Source organism: Parvularcula dongshanensis (genome assembly GCF_014199615.1).
GTDB lineage: Bacteria > Pseudomonadota > Alphaproteobacteria > Caulobacterales > Parvularculaceae > Parvularcula > Parvularcula dongshanensis.
On record NZ_JACHOB010000001.1, the window covers coordinates 673,879 to 692,172 of the forward strand.

Genomic DNA, 18,294 nt, shown 5'->3' on the forward strand with positions numbered 1-18,294 from the left:
GTGACGGCAGAGGATTGCGAGAGCGAAACGACTCTTTATGGCTCAAGATTACTACGCGACACTCGGCGTCGAGCGATCTGCGGACGGAGCTGCCATCAAGTCGGCCTTCCGCAAGCTCGCCATGAAGTACCATCCCGACCGGAATCCCGGCGACGCGGAGGCGGAGGCCAAGTTCAAGGCCTGCGGCGAAGCCTATGAGGTTCTGTCCGACGAGCAGAAGCGTGCGGCCTACGACCGTTTCGGCCACGCTGCATTCCAGCAGGGCGGCGCAGGCGGGGGCGGCGGCTTCGGCGGCATGGGCGGCGGCTTCGCCTCGGGCGCCTTCTCGGACGTCTTCGAAGACATCTTCGGCGACTTCATGTCGGGCGGCGCGGGCCGGACGCGCGGGCGGAACGCCGCCGCGCGGGGCGCCGACCTTCGCTACGACCTCGAAGTGACGCTGCAGGAGGCCTTCACCGGCCTCAAGCGCGAGATCACCGTGCCCTCGTCGGAGGCATGCGAGGTCTGCGAAGGGTCGGGCGCGAAGCCCGGAACCAAGCCGGTGACCTGCTCGACTTGTGGCGGCGTCGGCCGGGTCCGTGCGCAGCAGGGCTTCTTCACGGTCGAGCGGACCTGCCCGACCTGTCAGGGCCAGGGCCAGATCATCGCCGAGCCGTGCGACGCCTGCGACGGCCAGGGGCGCGTGCGCAAGGACCGCACGCTGTCGGTGACCATTCCCGCCGGGATCGAGGACGGGCAACGCATTCGCCTGTCGGGCGAGGGCGAAGCCGGGCTGCGCGGCGGGCCCTTCGGCGACCTCTACCTCTTCGTCTCCGTCGCCGATCACGAGCTCTTTGAGCGCGACGGTCCGGACCTCTACTGCGACGTGCCCGTGCCGATGGCGACCGCCGCGCTCGGCGGCAAGGTCGAGGCCCCGACGATCGAGGGCGGCAGGGTCGAGATCAAGGTGCCCGAAGGCGCGCAGAGCGGCACCAAGTTCCGCCTGCGCGGCGAGGGTATGGCGCAGCTGCGGCGCAAGGGACGCGGCGACATGTTCGTCGAGCTTCGGGTCGAGACGCCGACCAGTCTCACGCCGCGGCAAAAAGAGCTCCTGCGCGAGTTCCACGCCGAGGGCGGCGGCAAGGACTGCCCGCAATCGTCCGGCTTCATCCGCCGGGCCAAGGGGTTCTGGGACCAGCTGAAGGATGCCAGCTAGGGTGCCAGCTAGGGTGAAGGTCGCGGTCCTCGGACAGGGCGGACGGACGGGCGGTGCGGTCGCCCGGCTTTGCGACGCGGCCGAAGGCTTCGATCGTCTGGGCTGGTCCGACCGGAACGCGGCACCGCAAGGGACCGAGGTCGTCATCGACTTCTCGGCGCCGGCCGCCCTCGCCTCGCAGATCGGCGACCTCGCCGAGCGCGGCGTGCCCGTGGTGACCGGGACAACAGGGCTGGACGAGGCGCAGCAGGCTCGTCTGGCGGCGGCTGCGACCCGCATCCCCATCGTCCAGTCCGGCAACTTCTCGACCGGCGTCGTGATCCTCGCGGCGCTCGTCGCCCAGGCTTCGCGCCTGCTCGGCGATGATTTCGACATCGAGATCACCGAGACGCATCACAAGCGTAAGAAGGATGCGCCGTCCGGGACGGCGCTTCTGTTGGGAGAGGCGGCAGCTGCCGGCCGCGGAGCGTCCTTGGCCGACGCGGCGACCTTCGCCCGCCAGGGCAACGATGCGGTTCGCAAGGCCGGAGAGATCGGCTTCGCGACGCGGCGGGGCGGCGGCGTTCCGGGCGATCACGACGTCGCCTTCCTCGCCGAGGAGGAGGTGGTGACGCTCTCTCATCGTGCGCTCAACAGGGAGGTCTTCGCACGCGGGGCGCTTCGGGCCGCCGTCTGGGTGCGGACGCGTCCGCCCGGCCTTTACGCCATGACCGACGTGCTCGGCCTGTGAGGGAGCGGGCCGGCTTCTACGCCGTCGCTACCCTCGCGGTGGTTCTCCTCTTCCTCGCCATGCGGGGCTTCGACAGCCGCGGTCATTGGAACCCGGCGCGAGAAGTGGAGCCTGCGCGTTTCGAGACCGTCGACGGCGAGCAGCGCATCGTCTTGCGCGCGGGACCGTCCGGTCACTTCTTCTTCCAAGCCGAGGCGAACGGCGCCCCGGTCCGCTTCATGGTCGATACCGGCGCCTCCTACGTGACCCTGACCGAAAGCGACGCGGAGCGGGCGGGCCTGCGCTTCTCGCCCGAGGACTTCACGCTGCGGTTCGAGACGGCGAACGGCGCGGTGTACGCCGCGGGCGGCACGCTCGACGAGCTGCGCATCGGCGACGCGGTGATCCGGACGTTGGCGGTGGTGGTCGTCCCGGACGACAAGCTCGGCGGCAGCCTCTTCGGCGTCAACGGCCTCAACCGCTTCGACAGGCGCGAGACCACGCGCGACGAACTCGTCCTCACGGTCGAAGCGGCGCCTCAGGGCTGACGCCGAACCTCTTCCATCACATGCGTCGCGAGCGTGCCGGCGTCGCGCCGCATCAAGAAGCGGCCCGTCAGGTCCAGGAGCCGCCAGACGCCCTCGATCACGCCGCCATCCTCGCGCAGGGACCCTGCATAGGCGACGGCATGGGCGGCGCCGTCGCCATCATAGGTCTTGGTGAAAGTCACGCTCTCGCCCTCGACCCTCCCATGGACGAAGGCGGCCAGGACCGCGCCTGCGACCGGAGAGAAGGTGTTCGGCTCGGTGATCAGGCCGGTAAGGCGGTATCCGTCTTGCGAAAGCTCCGCGTCGAAGGGGACCGGCGCCTCATCGACGCCGGACGGATAGCTGTAGGTCCCGCCCCAGAAACCGGACAGGTCGTGGCGCGTCATGGCGCCATGAGCGAGGGCAGGGACCCGAGGTCCCCCCCGGCCTCCTTGGCCAGCAGCTTGCGAAGGGCATCGGATCGTTGGACTAGGCTGAAACCGAAGCTGGTCGCCGTTCGGCTGAGGCGTTCCGAAGTCGAAAGGGCGCGGGCAAGCGTGCGCGTGCCGAAGGCCGTGGCGACCGTATCGGCGCGACGCCGCCGGTCGTAATCGACGAGGAGGCTGGTGGACCCGACCGCCAGCCCGGTTGCCCGGCCTTCGTAGAGAACGTCGGCGAGCGTTGCAGCGTCTCTAACCGTCAGGTTGAACCCTTGGCCGGCAAGGGGGTGGATGAGGTGCGCCGTGTCGCCGACCAGAGCCAAGCGATCGGCGTAGATCCGTTCGGCGTAGAGGAAGCTTAGAGGGAAGCGCACGACCGGTCCGTGCAAAGTCAGCTCTCCCAACGATTCCCGTAGCGTATTGCCGGCCATACCGGCGATGGCGTCGCTGCCGCTAGCCAACATGGAGTCCGCTGCCTCGCGCCGGACCGACCAAATGACGGAACATCGGTTTCCCGACAGGGGTAGCGCCGCGAGCGGACCGCCGGGCAGGAAGACCTGACGGGCCGTATGCATATGGGGCAGGGTATGACCGACGGTGAAGGTCAGGGCGTCCTGATCGAAGTCCCCTGTTTGGGTGCGAATGCCACTCGCGCGGCGCAGGCGCGACGCGTGTCCGTCACAGGCGATCACGAGGTCCGTCGCGACGGTATGGCCGCCCTCGAGCCTGAGGACCGCATCGCCCGATCGGACCTCGAGGCCCGCGACCGGACTTTCCACCAAGCAGATTTCGGTATGACGTGCACAGCGCCGATGAAGGGCGCTGCGAAGGAACTCGTTCTCGACGACGTAAGCGAGAGGGGTGCCTTCCCATCGGTCCTGATCGTTCAAGAGGCCGTCGGAGAACGCAAGCTTCGTGGCACTACCCTTTTCGCGGAACCGGCTCGCCTGTCGGCCGAGGTTCACCTCTATCCGCTCGATAGGCGCCGCGTCCCGATCGAGGTCGGACCAGACATCCAGCCGACGAAGCGCTCTCACCGTCCCGTAGGCGAGCGCGGTGGTCCGGGGGTCTTTCTCGGAAGGGAGCTTGGAAGGCCCGATCAACGCGACGGCGATGCCTCGCTCGGCGAGCGCGAGCGCCGTCAGCTGGCCGGCCATACCGGCACCGACGACGCAGACTTCGTAACGATCCATGGACATGACGCCCCTTACGTTTCGCTCGCCCGCGGCGCCAGCCATCCCCGCGATCCGCGTTTCGTAAAGAACCATTAACCACGAAGGCGCGAAAGAGGGCTCCCGCGCAAGAGAAGGAAGGCCGAGCCGATGACGCACTCCGACCTGCCGCCGAGCGTGCGGGCCTGGCGCGCCGTTCGATGGCTGATCCTGCGCGCAGGGGCCGGTGCCCTCATGCTCCTTTGCCTCTTCGTCTGGGGGTGCCTCGCGAGCTTCGACGTCTCCGATCCGAGCCTGTCGACGGCGACGGGCCGGACGGTTCCGATGAACTGGGGCGGACATCTGGGCGCCGACCTATCCGACGTTCTCCTCCAGGCCCTTGGCGGCGCCGCGCTCGTCCTTCCGCTCGTTCCCCTTTTGTGGGGGTGGACGGCGCTTCGCCGCGGCGTGCCGGAACCGACGCCGGCGTCTTCCTGGTGGCGCCTCGCCGCCTGGGCCGGCGGCCTTCTGCTCCTCGCCGGCTTCGCCGCCTGCCTGCCGCGCAGCGCCGACTGGCCCTTCGTCGCTTCGATGGGCGGGGTCGTCGGCGGCGGGGTGAAGGGCCTGGCAAGCCTGCCCTTCGCGGTCCTGGGGCTTCCCGGCGCGAGCCTTCTCGCCGCGATCATCCTCGCCGGGGTCGGCATCTTCTTGATGGCGCATGCGGGCGGCGTCCGCCGCGACCACGTCGAGGCGGGCCTCGACGCGACGCTTTGGTGCTGGGAGGTCGCAGCGGACTGGGGGATGAGCCGCCTCGACGCCTTCAAAGCCGCGCGGACGAACCGCGCCGAGCCGACCTTCGAGGAAGAACCTAAGGTCGTCCGGCCTCGTAAGCCCGCCCCTGCCCCCAAGGTCGATGCCGAACCCGTCGCCAGCGACCTTACGGAGGACGACGAGGACGAAGAGACGATCGAGGACGGGGGCGAGGATGACGACCTGCGCCCGTCCGCGCGACGCCGCATCATCCGCGAGGTGAAGAAGGTCCCGCCGCGCAAGGTGGTGGTGCAGGAGCAGCCCGCCTTCGACCCCTCCGACTACCAGCTGCCGCCGCGCACCCTTCTGAAGGCCCCCGACCCCAAGGACGCGCGCGTGGTCTCGGACTCGGAGCTCGAAGCGCGGGCGCGGCAGCTCGAGACCGTGCTCGCGGACTTCAAGGTTCGTGGCGAGATCATCGGCGTGCGCCCCGGTCCCGTCGTCACCCTCTATGAGCTCGAGCCCGCAGCCGGCGTGAAGTCCTCGCGCGTCATCGGCCTCGCCGACGACATCGCCCGGTCCATGTCCGCCATCGCCTGCCGCGTCGCGGTCGTGCCCGGCCGGAACGCCATCGGCATCGAGCTGCCCAATGACGACCGCGAGACGGTTTTCTACCGCGAGATGCTGGAAGCGGACGGCTTCGCCCGCGGCCGCGGTCTCAACCTCGCGCTCGGCAAGGACATCGGCGGCGAGCCGCAATATGCCGACCTCGCCAAGATGCCTCACCTTCTGATCGCGGGCACCACGGGCTCGGGCAAGTCGGTCGGGATCAACACCATGATCCTATCGCTGCTCTATCGTCTGCCTCCTGATCAGTGCAAGCTGATCATGATCGACCCCAAGATGCTGGAACTCAGCGTCTATGAGGGCATCCCCCACCTCCTGGCCCCGGTCGTCACCGACCCGCGCAAGGCCGTCGTCGCGCTCAAATGGACCGTGCGCGAGATGGAAGAGCGCTATCAGAAGATGTCCAAGGTGGGCGTTCGGAACATCCACGGCTTCAACGAGCGGGTGAAGGCGGCCGAAGCGAACGGCGAGGAGCTGACCCGCAAGGTCCATGCGGGCTACGACGCGGAGACCGGCGAGCCCGTCTACGAGGAGGAGCCCCTCGACTACGCGCCGCTGCCCTACATCGTCGTCGTCATCGACGAGGTGGCGGACCTCATGATGGTCGCGGGCAAGGACATCGAGGCGATGGTCCAGCGCCTCGCGCAGATGGCGCGGGCGGCGGGCATCCACCTCATCATGGCGACGCAGCGCCCCTCGGTCGACGTCATCACCGGCACGATCAAGGCGAACTTCCCCACAAGGATCTCCTTCCAGGTCACGTCCAAGATCGACTCGCGGACGATCCTCGGCGAGCAGGGGGCCGAGCAGCTCTTGGGCATGGGCGACATGCTCTACATGGCCGGCGGCGGACGGATCACCCGCGTCCACGGCGCCTTCGTCGCCGATGACGAGGTCGAGAAGATCGTCGCCCACCTCAAGAAGCAGGGCAAACCCGACTACGTCCAGGAAGTCACCGAGGGCGGAGAAGACGGCGACGACGGCGCGGCCAGCGCGCTCGGCCTCGACCTCGGCGGGAACACGGGTTCCGGCGACGCGCTCTTCGACCAAGCGGTCGCGGTCGTCGCGCGGGACCGCAAGGCCTCGACCTCCTACATCCAAAGGCGCCTCCAGATCGGCTACAACCGCGCCGCCTCCCTCATCGAGAAGCTGGAGGAGGAGGGCATCGTCAGCCCCGCCAACCATGCGGGCAAGCGCGAGGTCCTGATCGGCGAGGACGCGGCGTGACCATCGCTCGGCACCCTTGAGCCGCGAGGAACGGGCTAGCGGGACCTGATGCGCGCCCTGTCCAAACTGGCTGTGATTGGACTTCTACTGATCGTGGCCTGGGTCGCGGTGGAGATGTGGCCCCAGCAGGTCTTGATGGTGAGCGGCGGGGAGGGGGTCCAAGTTCGGGTCCTGCACAGGGGCAATCTGGTTCTGGATAACCGGTTCGAAGCGGTCGTCTCGGTTGAGGATCATGAGGTCGCTAGGATAGACCTAGGTTCTTACGATCTGCGATCGGACTTCGACCTCGACCGGGCAGTCACTATTGATGATTGCATCATTACAATAAGTAATTACCGCAACTCGGTGAGAATTTCCGGGTGTGATAGACATTCCAACACTATCAAGTGCATGCAATACATGTAGCAATTGATACTGGTTATTTGTAAGCGGCGTCGTACTTCTCCGAAGTTCGACTGCGTCTACCAATGCCTCGGTGTCACGGCCGCTAAATCCTGATCGACGCTGCGGCACGCTACAACGAGCCCACTCTGGAAAGCTTACCGCTTGGCGGCGTGACCGAGCGCCGTTACCCTTTTGTTCCATGGGTGCCTTCCGCTTCGTCCACACCGCCGACTGGCAGCTCGGCAAGCCGTTCGGCCGCTTCCCGGCTGAGCGTGCGGCGCAGCTGCGCGCAGCAAGGATCGATGCCATCGGCCGGATCGCGGGCGTCGCGCGCGATCACGGGGCGGGGCACGTGGTCGTGGCGGGCGACGTCTGGGACTGCGAGCAGCCTTTGCCCGAGACGATCGCGCAGCCCCTCGACGCGATGGCGTCGGCTTCGGACCTCGTCTGGTGGCTCCTGCCCGGCAATCACGACCCCGCCGCGCGCGGCGGGTTGTGGGACCGCATGCGGGAGCGGGGCCTGCCCTCTAACGTCCGCTGCCTCTGCGCGGCAGGGCCGGTCGAGGCGGCGCCCGGCGCCTACCTCCTTCCCGCCCCTTGGGTCTCGAAGAACCCAGGCCGCGACCTGACCGAGGACTTTGCGGGCCATTCCACGCCCGACGGCGCGCTGCGTCTCGGCCTCGCCCATGGCGGGACGACCGAGTTCCGGCAGGACACGGAGCAGTCCGCCGCCATCGCGGCGGGCGCGGCGTCGCGCGGCGGGCTCGACTACTTGGCGCTCGGGGATTGGCACGGCCACAAGCGGGTCGACGCGCGGACCTGGTTCGCAGGCACGCCGGAGCCCGACAGCTTCCCGCGGAACGAGCCCGGCTACGTCCTCGTCGTCGAGGCGGCGCCGGGGCGAGAGCCCGTCGTCACGCCGGTCGCGGTGGCGCAGTACCATTGGTCGCGCGACACGCTGGACCTGACCGAGGGGCTGGACCCCGTCGCCCGCTTCGAGGCGCTGCACGAGGGCGGTCCGGAGCGCCGCTTCCGCCTCGCCAAGCTCACGGTGACGGGCACGGCGCGACTGCACGACCGCGCGGCGCTCCTCTCTCACCTCGAAGGCCGGACCGCCTCCTACGCCCACCTCGATTGGGACGTCGAAGGGCTTAGGACGCTGATCGAGGCGGACGGCCTCGACCGGCTCGACCGCGAGGGCAGCCTGCGCCAGGCGGCGGAGCGGCTGCACGCGCGATCGATCAACGCGCAGCTCGGCGAGGCGGACAGGGGCACGGCGCGGCTCGCCCTCGACATGCTCGTCACCCTGGCCGCCGACACCGTGGCCGCCGACGCCTGATGCGGATCGAGGCGATCCGTCTTCGCAACGTGCGCGCCTTCGGCGAGGCGGGGCTCGCGCTCGAGGGGCTGACGGACGGACTCAACGTCCTTTCGGCTCCGAACGAGTTCGGCAAGAGCACGGTCTTCGACGCCCTGCGCGCCCTTCTCTTCCACAAGCACACGACGACCCACCGCGAGGTGAAGAGCCTCGAGCCGGACCCGAACCCCGGCGGCGGCGCGCCGGAGGTGACGCTCGACCTGACGAGCCCCGAAGGCCGCTTCCGCGTCGAGAAGCGCTTCCTTCGGCGGCGCATGGCGCAGGTCACGGACCTGACGACGGGCCGCAAGGTCGCCGAGGCCGACGATGCCGAGCGTTGGCTCCGCGCGCTCATCGGCGCGGACAGGCCGGGCCAGGGCCCGACCGGCCTCCTCTGGGTCGAACAAGGCGCCTCGCTCCGTCAGCCCGACGCGGAAGAAGGGCGCGGCGACGCGGTCTACGACGCCCTCGGCGAGGAGGTGGCCGAGGTCACGGGCGGCGAGCGGGCCCGCCGCGTGCTGACGAAGGCGCGCGAGCGGCTCGACGTGCTTGTGACCAAGGAGCGCCGATCGCCCAAGGCGGGCGGTCCCTACCGCGCGGCGGTGGACCTCGCCGAGGCGTTGCGCGCCGAAGTGGACGTCCTAACCGCGAGGGCGCGGGCGTCCCGCGTCACGCGCGAGGAGCTTGCCTTGGCGGAAGACGAGCTGGCCCGGCTCGGCAGCGGCGAGGCAGCCGCCGAGCGCGAAGCGGCGCTGGCGGCAGCGCGGGCGCGCCTTGCGGCGGCGGAAGGCGCGGCGGCGAAGCTGGACGGTGCGCGGGAAGCGGCGCGGCGGACGCGCGAGGCCGAAGGCGCGGCACGCTTAGCGCTCGAACGCCGGAACGAAGAGGAGGGCGAGGCGCGTGCCGCCTTCGCGACGGCGGAGGCGGCGGCGGCGAGGCGTGACGCCTCGCGAACGTCCCTAGAGACCGCGAAGGCCGCATCGTCGAAGGCGGACGAAGCGGCGCGCGAAGCGGCAGTGGCCGAGCGCGCGGCGAGCACGCTTCGCGACCGGGCGATCGCGGCACGCCAAGCCCTGGCGGCGTCCGAGAAGCTGGAGCGGCTCGGTCGGGACCTCGAAGCCGCACGCAGCGCGCACCGGGCGCTCGCCGATCTGCCGAAGCCGCGCCCCCTGCCGGACCTGGCCGAGTTGGAACGGGCGCGGACGAGGGTGCTGACGGCGGAGGCGAGGGCCGAAGCCGTCCGGGTGCGGCTGGTCGTGGAGGCGGCGGAGGGCGCCACGCTCGACGGCGCGCCCCTCGCGCCTGGCACCAGGGCGCTGAGCGGGCCCGTCCGCGTCGCAGCGCCAGGCCTGACGTTGCGCATCGAGGTGCCCGATGCCGCGGAGGAACGTGAGCTGACCGCCGCGCACGACGCGCTCTGCGCGGCGCTCGAAAAGGCGGGCGCCGAGAGCGTGGAGGCCGCGCGCAGCCAGGTCGAACGGGCGCGCGAGGCTGCGGCCGAGCGTCGGCGGCTCGAAGAGGGGCTGACCCGCCTGGCGCCCGAAGGGCTCGGCGCGCTCGAACGGCAAGCCGAAGAGGCGGCCGAGGCGGCGATCCTGCCCGACGACGTGCCGGACGAAGCCGAGGCCGCTGCGGCGTTGCGCGACGCGTCGCAGCGGGCGGCGAAGGCCATCGGCGCTGCCGAGACCGCGCGGCGGCACTTGGACGAGGCTCGCGAAGCGGCGTCGTCCGCGAACGAGAAGGCGGCCGTGGCCGACGCCCGAGCGGCGGATGCGCGCTCCCGGCTGGGAGCGGTGGAGGCGTGGGACGAGGCGTGGGGCACGCTGACCGCCGCGCTCGATACGGCGCAGGCCGAACGGGCGCGTGCGGAAGCGGCGCTCGCCGAGGCCGAGGCGCAGCTGCCGGACACGGAGGGCCTGAGCGCCGAGGTCGATCGGCTGGCGCAGGCCGCGCGCAACCGCGAGCAGCGCATCCTCCACCTCAACCGCGAGGCGGCGCGTCTCCGCGCGGAGCTGACGCGCGACCGGGCCGAGGGCGCGGACGAGCGCCTGGCGAGCGTCAAGGGCCAGCTCGAGGCGGCCGAGGCCGACGCCGCGCGCTACGAGCGGGAAGCGGATGCGCTCACCCTGCTGATCGACACGCTGTCCGGCGCCCAGGCCGAGCGGCGCGAGCGGTTCCTCGCACCCGTCATGGCCGAACTCGCGCCGCTCCTCGCGGCCGTCTTCCCCGGCGGGGCGCTCTCCCTGACCGAAGGCCTCTCGCCCGACGTCCTCGTGCGGGACGGCGGCACGGAGGCGGTCGAGCGCCTGTCGGGCGGCACGCGGGAGCAGCTCGCAATCCTCACCCGCCTCGGCTTCGCCCGCCTGATGGCGAAGGGGGGCCATCCCGTCCCGGTCGTCCTCGACGACGCGCTCGTCTTCGCCGACGACGCCCGCATCGCTCGGATGTTCAACGCGCTCAACCTCGCCGCCCGCGACGTGCAGGTCCTGGCGCTCACCTGCCGACAGGCCGCCTTCGAGGGGCTCGGCGGCACCCTTCTGACCCCGCGCCCGATGACGGTTTCCTGACGGATCGTCTTGAAACTTCCTCGAGGCGTACAAAACTGTAACCTTAGGAAGCGATAGGGCTTCCGGGGGAACAGGGGAGGGCGCGATGGACTGGTTCGCAAGCGGGATGGCCCCGTTCACCACGGCGCTTCTCCTCATGGTCGGCCTCGTCGCGCTCGAACTGGTCGGGGCGCTGGTCGGTGTCCTGCCCTCCGGCATGATCGACAGCGCGTTCGACCTCGATGCCGATCTCGATGCTGACGGCGACCTCGGCGGCGGGCCGCTCGGCTGGCTCGCGGTCGGTCGCGTGCCGGTGCTCGTCGTTCTGATCGCCTTCCTGACCGCGTTCGGGCTCACGGGTCTGATCATCCAATGGCTGATCGAGGCCGTAACCGGCGGCATGCTGCCGGGTTGGCTCGCGGGCGCCTTGGCGTTGGTCCCGGCCCTGCCCGCGACGCGCTATTTGGGCCTTGGCCTGGGGCGCATCATGCCGTCCGAGGAGACCGAAGCGTCCTCGCGCACCGGCTTCGTTGGCCGCATCGCGACCCTGACCGCGCAGACCGCGCGCCCCGGCCTGCCTGCCGAGGCGAAGCTGACCGACGCGCACGGCCTTACCCACTACGTCCGCGTCGAGCCGTCCGAGGACGAGGTCTTCGAGCCCGGCGCGCGCGTCCTGCTGATCACCGAGGACAGCGGCGTCTACGCCGCCGTCCGCGACCCGTCCGCGTGAAGCGGCGCCCCTGAAGGAGAGAGTGCCATGCAAGACGTCGCGATCGTAAGCTCGGAGGGCGGCTTCCCCGTCCTCGTCACCGTGGGCGGGATCCTCGTCCTCCTCCTCGGCATCGGCCTCGTCATGGCGCGGCTCTACCGGCGGGCGTCCAAGGAGGTCGCCTTCGTCCGGACCGGGCTCGGCGGCCAGAAGGTCATCCTGAACGGCGGGGCGCTGGTCTACCCGGTCCTGCACGAGACCATTCCCGTCAACATGAACACGCTGCGCCTCGAGGTGCGGCGCGCGAACGAGGCGGCGCTGATCACCAAGGACCGGATGCGCGTCGACGTGCAGGCCGAGTTCTACGTGCGGGTGCAGCCGACGACGGAGTCGATCGCCAACGCCGCGCAGACCCTCGGCAAGCGGACGATGAACCCCGAGGCGCTGAAGGAGCTCATCGAAGGCAAGTTCGTCGACGCGCTGCGTGCCGTCGCCGCCGAGATGGCGATGGAGGAACTGCACGAGCAGCGCGTCAACTTCGTCCAGAAGGTGCAGGCCGCGGTCTCCGAGGACATCCTCAAGAACGGCCTCGAGCTCGAATCCGTGTCGCTGACCGGCCTCGACCAGACCGGCAAGCAGTACCTGAACCCCGACAACGCCTTCGACGCCGAGGGCCTGACCAAGCTCACCCAGGAGATCGAGGAGCGCCGCAAGAAGCGCAACGACATCGAGCAGGAGACCGAAGTCCTGATCGCCCGCAAGAACCTCGACGCTGAGACCCAGCGCCTGACGATCAAGCGCGACCAGGAGTACGCTCGGCTCGAGCAGGAGCGTGAGGTCTCGATCCGGCGGGCCGAGCAGGTCGCCCTCGTCGCGCGCGAGGAGTCGGTTCGTCATAGGGAGGCCGAGCAGGCGCGCATCCTGGCCGAGCAGGAGGTCCGCGAGGCGCAGGTTCAGTCCGAGCGCGCCGTCCGCGAGCGCGAGATCGAGAAGGAGCGCCTGGTCGAGGCGGCCTCGGTCGAGAAGCAGAAGCTGATCGAGATCGCGCAGCAAGAGCGCGACATCGCCGTCGCCGAGAAGTCGCGCGCGAAGTCCGAGGCCGACGCCGCCGCCGACGAGGCCCGCGCCATCGCCGCGAAGGCCGCCGAAGAGGTCCTGACGGCTCGCGAGACCGAGGCCGCCGAGCGTCAACGCCGCATCGAAGTCATCGAGGCGCGGAAGGCGGCCGAGCGCGACGCGATCGGGGTCACGGTCGCCGCGGAGGCCGAGAAGCAGGCCAGCGCCGATCGGGCGGAGGCCGTGCGCATCGCCGCCGAAGCGGACGCCGCGAAGCACCGCATCGAAGCGGAAGGCGCGGCGGAGGCCGAGAAGCTGCGCGCCGACGCGCTCGCCATGACCTACAAGGTCGAGGCCGAGGGCAAGCGCGCGGTCAACGACGCCGCCAACGTGCTGTCGGCCGAGCAGATCGCCATGCAGATCAAGCTCGCCCTGATCGAGGCGCTGCCCGCCATCATCGAGCAGTCGGTCAAGCCGATGCAGAACATTGAGGGGATCAAGATCCTCTCGGTCGACGGCCTGGGCGGCCGCGTCGGTGCCACCGGCGCGGAGGAGGCCGAGGGCGTCGGCATCGCCGACCAGGCGGTCAACGCCGCGCTTCGCTTCCGCACCCAGGCGCCGCTCCTCGACAGCCTCATGGGCGAGCTCGGCATCGACGGCGGCAAGCTCTCCGGACTGACGGGCGCGGTGACGAAGGAGATGACGAACGGCAAGGGCGTGAACGGATCCGCCAGGCCGCCGGCGGAATGACACGTGCGGGGCCGGGGGGCGCTGAGCCTCCCGGTTGCGCGGCGAACGGCGGCGGCGCACTCTTTCGCTATGGCCGCGACGCCTGACGTTCTTGCCTTCTTGCGCCGCCGTGAGCTCTTCGCGGAGCTTACCGAGGCCGGACTCGCGCGCCTCGCGGACGCGGCCAGGCCGCTGACCCTCGTGCCGGGCCAGATTCTCTTCTGCCAGGACGAGACCGCCGACGCCGCCTACGTCATTCGCGAGGGAACGATCGCCGTCGGCACGGTCGACGGCAGTGGGCGCGAGGTCCACTTCGCCGACCTGCAGGCGGGGGCCGTCTTCGGCGAGGTCGGTCTCATCGATGGCGGCCCCCGCACCGCCACGGCGACCGCAGCGACGAGGGCGAGCCTTCTGCGGCTGCCGGGATTCGTCTTTCTGGACGTCGCGCGCACGGAGTGGGGCTTCGCCCTCGCCTTGATGCGCGACCTGGTCGCCAAGCTGCGCGCGGCCGATACCTACATCGAGGACAAGAGCGCTCTGCTCTTGCCCGCCCGCCTCGCCAAGTTCCTCCTCGCCGCCGACGGACCCATCCGCCTCACTCAGGCGCAGATCGCCGAGCGCATGGGGACGAGCCGGGAGGCGGTGAACCGGCAGCTGCGCGCGTTCGAGGTCGAAGGAACGGTCGAGCTCGGCCGCGGCCGCGTCCTCGTCACCGATGCGGAGCGCTTGTCGAATAGGCTCGGTTCCTGCTGAGCGCGTCTTCCGCAGCGTTGCACACCCAGAGCGCTTCCGGTCCTTGCCATCCTGTTCTACGCCTGGGCGCTCGAAAGCGTGCGCGAAGTGGGGTTGCGCATGAGCACCACGGCGGCGCCGGAAAGACGGCGCCTGACCACCATTCTGGCGGCCGATGTGTGCCGCTACGCTGCCCTGTCCGAGGCGGACGGGGAGGGCACGCTTGACGCCGTCGAGGCGCTGACCACGCGGGTCCAAGAGGTGGTCGAGGCGCAGGACGGCCGCCTCTTCCATCGAGCCGGCGACGGCTTCCTGGCCGAACTTCCGAGCGCGACGGCGGCTTTGAAGGCGGCCCGCGCGCTTCAGGCGTCGCTTTCGAGCCACCCGATCCTGGCGGACGGTCACGGCCTCTGCCTTCGGATCGGCCTTCATACGGGCGAGGCACGGGTGGCGGGACCGGACCTGCTCGGCCATGCCGTCAACGTCGCCGCCCGCTTGCAGGGCGAGGCGAAGCCCTGCGGCATCGTCCTCTCCGAAGCGACGCGGATCCTCTGCGAGCCCGGCGTGCCGATGCGGCGGATGGGCGAGCTGAAGCTCAAGAACCTCCGCGAGCCCGTCACGGCCTACGAGGTCACGCCGCGAACCGGTCTCGGCGGCCAGGTCGCGGCGCTGCTTCACCTCGGCTGGGTCCGGCGGAACAAGGGACCGCTCAGCGCGGCGGTCGTCCTCGTCCTGCTCGTCAACGCCTACCTGCTCCAAGACGTGGTCAGGCGAGGCCACGCCGAGCGGGCCGAGGCCGCGGCGGCCGAGCGCCTCGCCGCGATCGAAGAGAACGCCCGGATCCTGGCCGAGCGCCTGGCGGAGGCGGAGGGGCAGTCAGGAGCGGTCGCGCGGGAGGCGACGGAAGCGGCGGCGCTGAGCCTTCTTCGCTCCGACGAGCCGCTCAAGGCCGAGGCGACGCAGCTCGCCGTCAGCGGGGACCTTCTCGGCGCGGCGCACGCGCTACGGGCCGTCTACGAACGGCAGGCGGCGGAAGGATCGCCCCGGGAGGTGCTGGCGGAGACCGCCTTGCAGGTCGGAGCTCTGTCCTTCGCTCGGGACCAGGCCCTTGCGGGCTGGGCCTATGAGCGCGCCTACGAGGCCAGGCCGCGCGACCCGGTCGTGCTGTTGCGGCTGGCGGCGATCGGGATCGATCAGGGGCGGCCCGAAGACGCGCGGGCGGCGCTGGTCGCGTTGCTGGGGACCAGTCCCGAAGCGCGCTACGCCGTCGAGGCGGAGTTGTTGCTCGGCAGCCTCGCGAGGGACGATCGGCGCTTCGAGGAGGCCGAGCGGCGATACAGAAGAGCGCTCCTGGTCGCTCGGGACACGAACCTCGCTCAGCAAGAAGGCGCCGCCCTCGCGAGCCTCGGCTCGCTCGCCTTCATGCGCCTCGCCGAAGCCGAAGGCGACGACGCCTTCGCCGGCCGTCAGGCGCTCGGCACGGAGGCGAAGCTGTTCCTCGAGCGGGCGCTGCGGATCGCGCGTACGACGCAGGATACGGAGCTCGCGTCCTCCGTCCTGGGCACGCTCGGCAACGTCGCGAACGCGCTCGACCATACCGAGGAGGCGGCGCGCTACTACGAGGAGCGGCTGGCGTTGGAACAGGACGAGGGGGACCGCCAGGCCGTCGCGTCGGTCGCGTTCAACCTCGCCGGGCTCGCGGCGAAGCGCGGCGACCGCGCGGCCCGCGACCGCTACGCCGCGTTGGCTCTGGACGCCGCCGAGGCAGGCCGGATCGACGGCATGATCGGCTATCTGGTCATGGCCCGCGCCGGCTACGCGGTGGAGGACGGCGATCCTGCCGCTGCGTGCCGCCTGCTCGCGGAGAACGCGGACCACCTTCCGTCGGACGAGCCGAGCCTCGCCGAGATGCGGGCCTTCATGCTGCCGGGCCTCGACTGTCGCGCACCCTAGAACGGGCGTCGAGGCGCGCGGGGGACGGCGGTCTAGTGCTGCTCCAAGATGGCCCTGTGCTGATGGATGCAAGTCCCGCTCGACTTCACGCACACCACCATGCATCCGCCCGCGCGCCACGTCGTGTCGACCGTGAACTGTACCGTCACGTCCTCGAGCGGCAGCTGTTCGGCTTCGTAGGCGCGATCCTTCGCCAGCCGTTCGCGAAGCTGATCGAAGATCTGCACGATCGCCGCGTAGCCGAGGACTGCATAGGCGTCCTTCATCTCCGGCGTGTTGTAGGCGATGGGCTGATGCGCATCGAGGTAGGCGGCGTCGAGCGTCGGCTTCTTGGCATCGGGCGCGCAACTCGTCATGAAGTAGGCTCCTGACGGGGGAAGGGCGGGGAGGCCGCGTCCCTCCCCCGAGGAAGCGTCGGCCGAGGTGAGGTTAGGACGGGCGGCTCCGCGCGTCTTCCCTGACGCGCAGCCGCCCGTTCTCGGGTGCTGGCCGGGCGCTCTCCCCCGAGCGTCGGCATCCGTCGGGCCCGTGTGTCTCACCGATCCCATCGTCCGCACCTGGCGAAGCGCCGGAACGTCCGAGTGGGGCGGACGCCGACCGCCCGGCCAGCACGCCTCAGGCTAGAACCCGCCTACGGGCCGTTCTGTGACGTGGGTCACACAAGCGAGCCGCTCACTGCGCTCCCTGTGTCGCCTCGCCTCCGCGAAAGCCTTCCTCCGCGTTCGCGGCGAGCCAAGCGAAGGCCGCATAGGCCGCCACGTTCTGCGCGATGTCGTCGGGGTCGACCTTGTCGAGCGTATCGTCTTCGGTGTGGTGCAGGTCGAAGTAGTCCCAGCCGTTCTGCTTCAGGGTGACGACCGGCACGCCCGCCTCCGCGATCGCGGTCAGGTCGGGACCGCCCTCGGCCTCGTTCCCGCCGCGCGCGACCCCGAGCGGCGCGAGGATGCGCGCCAGGCGGTCGCCCGCCTCTTGCGCGTCTTCCGCGAAGCGGGTCTCGAGCTGCCAGACGCGCCCCGCGCCGAAGTCGCTCTCCGCAGCGGCGACGTGGTCGCCGAGTTCGTCCGCATGCGCCTCGGCATAGGCCTTGCCGCCGAGAAGACCGACCTCTTCGGAGCCGAAGAGGATGAGGCGGATGGTGCGCAGCGGCGGCTCGCCCGTCTCGGCCACGTAGTCGAGGATCAGCTTGGCGGCGCCGGTCGTGATGCCGACGCCAGAGGCGTCGTCGATCGCGCCGGTGCCGAGGTCCCAGCTGTCGAGGTGGGCACCGATCAGGACGACCTCGTCCGTCCGCCCCGGGATCTCCGCGATCACGTTGCCGGACGGCGCGTCCTTCTCGGTGACGACCGACAGGTCCAGGCGGACCGTCACGGGGCCCCGCTCCATCGCGCGCTGAAGCTGCTCGGCGTCGGGCCAGGAGAGGGCGGCGGTCGGGATCTTCTCTCCGTCCTCCTCGTACCGCATCATGCCGGTGTGCGGGAAACGGTGCTGATCGGTGCCGACGGAGCGGATCAGGGCGGCGATCGCCCCGCGCTTCGCGCCTTCCTGCGCGGCGCCAGAGCGCTTCGCGACCGCGACGCCGTAGCCCGAACCGTCCTGCGTCCGCGTCATGCCCTCGTCGACGAAGACGACCTTGCCTTCGAGCGAGCCGTCCATCGGCGCCGCCATCAGCGCGCCGAGACTTTCGAATCGGACGACCTCACCGGTCACGCCCCGGCGCCCCGTGCCGACCGTGCCGCCGAGCGCGGTGATGCGCAACGCCTGCGGAAAGGGCTCTACGATCCGCAGCGCTTCGCCTTCGCGGGCCCAGAAGGGGATCGAGAACGCCTCGACCCGCACGTTCTCGAAGCCCATCGACCGAAGGCGTGCCAGCGCCCAACCCCTCGCCCGCGCCTCCGCTTCGGAACCGGCGAGGCGCGGTCCGACCTCGGTCGTCAGGTCTTCGATGACTTGGTAACCCGTCTCGTCTTCGAGCGCCCGCGCCATCAGCGTCGCGGCTGCCTCTTCGGCCTCGGCCGGAAAGGGCTGGGCGGCGGCGGGCGCGACCGCCATGGCGGCGGCGAGGAGGAAGCGAAGCATTGCAGACTCGTCCTTGAAGGCGCCGCCGCAACCTAAGGAAGGTCGGTCCGTCGTCAACGCCGGACCGCTCCGGAACGAGGGGCCCCGGGCCCTATCCTTCCGTCGTCAGAGCGTCTCTCGGCGAAG

The 18,294-nt window shown here is 70.4% G+C and carries 14 protein-coding genes; 10 read left to right on the forward strand and 4 right to left on the reverse strand.

Features of this window, described 5'->3' with window-relative positions; genetic code table 11:
- Positions 1 to 37 precede the first annotated feature (37 nt).
- From dnaJ to GGQ59_RS03200, 3 genes are read left to right on the forward strand one after another with little or no spacing between them, the layout of a single operon-like run.
- Positions 38 to 1,195 carry a molecular chaperone DnaJ gene (dnaJ, locus tag GGQ59_RS03190; protein ID WP_183815743.1) on the forward strand — a complete coding sequence of 386 codons (1,158 nt, stop codon included), beginning with the start codon at positions 38 to 40 and terminating at the stop codon, positions 1,193 to 1,195.
- Between the two features lies 1 nt (position 1,196).
- Positions 1,197 to 1,925 (forward strand): 4-hydroxy-tetrahydrodipicolinate reductase, encoded by a 729-nt coding sequence (gene dapB / locus GGQ59_RS03195; RefSeq protein WP_343074236.1) that lies wholly within the window; start codon positions 1,197 to 1,199, stop codon positions 1,923 to 1,925.
- Entirely contained in the window at positions 1,922 to 2,452 is a 531-nt protein-coding gene (locus tag GGQ59_RS03200) for a TIGR02281 family clan AA aspartic protease (RefSeq protein WP_221400846.1), read from the forward strand. Before dapB ends, GGQ59_RS03200 begins: the two co-directional genes overlap by 4 nt.
- Here GGQ59_RS03200 and GGQ59_RS03205 read toward each other — a convergent pair.
- A complete protein-coding gene (locus GGQ59_RS03205; protein ID WP_183815747.1) occupies positions 2,443 to 2,838 on the reverse strand; it encodes a hypothetical protein in 396 nt (131 codons plus the stop codon). The two genes, GGQ59_RS03200 and GGQ59_RS03205, sit on opposite strands and share 10 nt — an antisense overlap.
- Positions 2,835 to 4,070 (reverse strand): FAD-dependent oxidoreductase, encoded by a 1,236-nt coding sequence (locus GGQ59_RS03210; protein WP_183815749.1) that lies wholly within the window; start codon positions 4,068 to 4,070, stop codon positions 2,835 to 2,837. Before GGQ59_RS03210 ends, GGQ59_RS03205 begins: the two co-directional genes overlap by 4 nt.
- Before the next feature lie 123 nt (positions 4,071 to 4,193).
- Here GGQ59_RS03210 and GGQ59_RS03215 point away from each other — a divergent pair, with 123 nt between their 5' ends.
- The 7 genes from GGQ59_RS03215 to GGQ59_RS03245 all read left to right on the forward strand — a co-directional run bounded on the left by GGQ59_RS03215 (position 4,194) and on the right by GGQ59_RS03245 (position 16,092).
- Complete coding sequence (locus GGQ59_RS03215) at positions 4,194 to 6,626, forward strand: FtsK/SpoIIIE family DNA translocase (protein WP_183815751.1); 2,433 nt, start codon at positions 4,194 to 4,196, stop codon at positions 6,624 to 6,626.
- 583 nt (positions 6,627 to 7,209) lie between these two features.
- Positions 7,210 to 8,349 carry a metallophosphoesterase family protein gene (locus tag GGQ59_RS03220; RefSeq protein WP_183815752.1) on the forward strand — a complete coding sequence of 380 codons (1,140 nt, stop codon included), beginning with the start codon at positions 7,210 to 7,212 and terminating at the stop codon, positions 8,347 to 8,349.
- Positions 8,349 to 10,934 (forward strand): AAA family ATPase, encoded by a 2,586-nt coding sequence (locus GGQ59_RS03225; RefSeq protein ID WP_183815753.1) that lies wholly within the window; start codon positions 8,349 to 8,351, stop codon positions 10,932 to 10,934. The genes GGQ59_RS03220 and GGQ59_RS03225 overlap by 1 nt, the downstream gene beginning before the upstream one ends.
- An 85-nt stretch (positions 10,935 to 11,019) precedes the next feature.
- Positions 11,020 to 11,643 (forward strand): YqiJ family protein, encoded by a 624-nt coding sequence (locus GGQ59_RS03230; RefSeq protein WP_183815755.1) that lies wholly within the window; start codon positions 11,020 to 11,022, stop codon positions 11,641 to 11,643.
- 27 nt (positions 11,644 to 11,670) lie between these two features.
- Complete coding sequence (locus GGQ59_RS03235) at positions 11,671 to 13,428, forward strand: flotillin family protein (protein WP_183815757.1); 1,758 nt, start codon at positions 11,671 to 11,673, stop codon at positions 13,426 to 13,428.
- 69 nt (positions 13,429 to 13,497) lie between these two features.
- Complete coding sequence (locus GGQ59_RS03240; RefSeq protein WP_183815759.1) at positions 13,498 to 14,160, forward strand: Crp/Fnr family transcriptional regulator; 663 nt, start codon at positions 13,498 to 13,500, stop codon at positions 14,158 to 14,160.
- Between the two features lie 99 nt (positions 14,161 to 14,259).
- Entirely contained in the window at positions 14,260 to 16,092 is a 1,833-nt protein-coding gene (locus GGQ59_RS03245) for an adenylate/guanylate cyclase domain-containing protein (protein ID WP_183815761.1), read from the forward strand.
- Between the two features lie 32 nt (positions 16,093 to 16,124).
- On the opposite strand, the gene GGQ59_RS03250 is transcribed toward GGQ59_RS03245, so the two are convergent.
- Positions 16,125 to 16,448, reverse strand: coding sequence for a hypothetical protein (locus GGQ59_RS03250; RefSeq protein ID WP_183815763.1), 324 nt, complete (start codon positions 16,446 to 16,448; stop codon positions 16,125 to 16,127).
- A gap of 316 nt (positions 16,449 to 16,764) precedes the next feature.
- Positions 16,765 to 18,168, reverse strand: a complete 1,404-nt coding sequence (locus tag GGQ59_RS03255; RefSeq protein ID WP_183815765.1) for a M28 family peptidase — start codon at positions 18,166 to 18,168, stop codon at positions 16,765 to 16,767.
- Between the last annotated feature and the right edge of the window lie 126 nt (positions 18,169 to 18,294).

Coding starts and splice junctions, on each gene's coding strand:
- GGQ59_RS03230 (WP_183815755.1), top strand. CDS start 11,020: ATGGACTGGTTCGCAAGCGGGATGGCCCCGTTCACCACGGCGCTTCTC.
- GGQ59_RS03245 (WP_183815761.1), top strand. CDS start 14,260: ATGAGCACCACGGCGGCGCCGGAAAGACGGCGCCTGACCACCATTCTG.
- GGQ59_RS03210 (WP_183815749.1), bottom strand. CDS start 4,070: ATGTCCATGGATCGTTACGAAGTCTGCGTCGTCGGTGCCGGTATGGCC.
- GGQ59_RS03225 (WP_183815753.1), top strand. CDS start 8,349: ATGCGGATCGAGGCGATCCGTCTTCGCAACGTGCGCGCCTTCGGCGAG.
- GGQ59_RS03235 (WP_183815757.1), top strand. CDS start 11,671: ATGCAAGACGTCGCGATCGTAAGCTCGGAGGGCGGCTTCCCCGTCCTC.
- GGQ59_RS03250 (WP_183815763.1), bottom strand. CDS start 16,448: ATGACGAGTTGCGCGCCCGATGCCAAGAAGCCGACGCTCGACGCCGCC.
- GGQ59_RS03240 (WP_183815759.1), top strand. CDS start 13,498: ATGGCCGCGACGCCTGACGTTCTTGCCTTCTTGCGCCGCCGTGAGCTC.
- GGQ59_RS03205 (WP_183815747.1), bottom strand. CDS start 2,838: ATGACGCGCCACGACCTGTCCGGTTTCTGGGGCGGGACCTACAGCTAT.
- GGQ59_RS03255 (WP_183815765.1), bottom strand. CDS start 18,168: ATGCTTCGCTTCCTCCTCGCCGCCGCCATGGCGGTCGCGCCCGCCGCC.
- dnaJ (WP_183815743.1), top strand. CDS start 38: ATGGCTCAAGATTACTACGCGACACTCGGCGTCGAGCGATCTGCGGAC.
- GGQ59_RS03215 (WP_183815751.1), top strand. CDS start 4,194: ATGACGCACTCCGACCTGCCGCCGAGCGTGCGGGCCTGGCGCGCCGTT.
- GGQ59_RS03220 (WP_183815752.1), top strand. CDS start 7,210: ATGGGTGCCTTCCGCTTCGTCCACACCGCCGACTGGCAGCTCGGCAAG.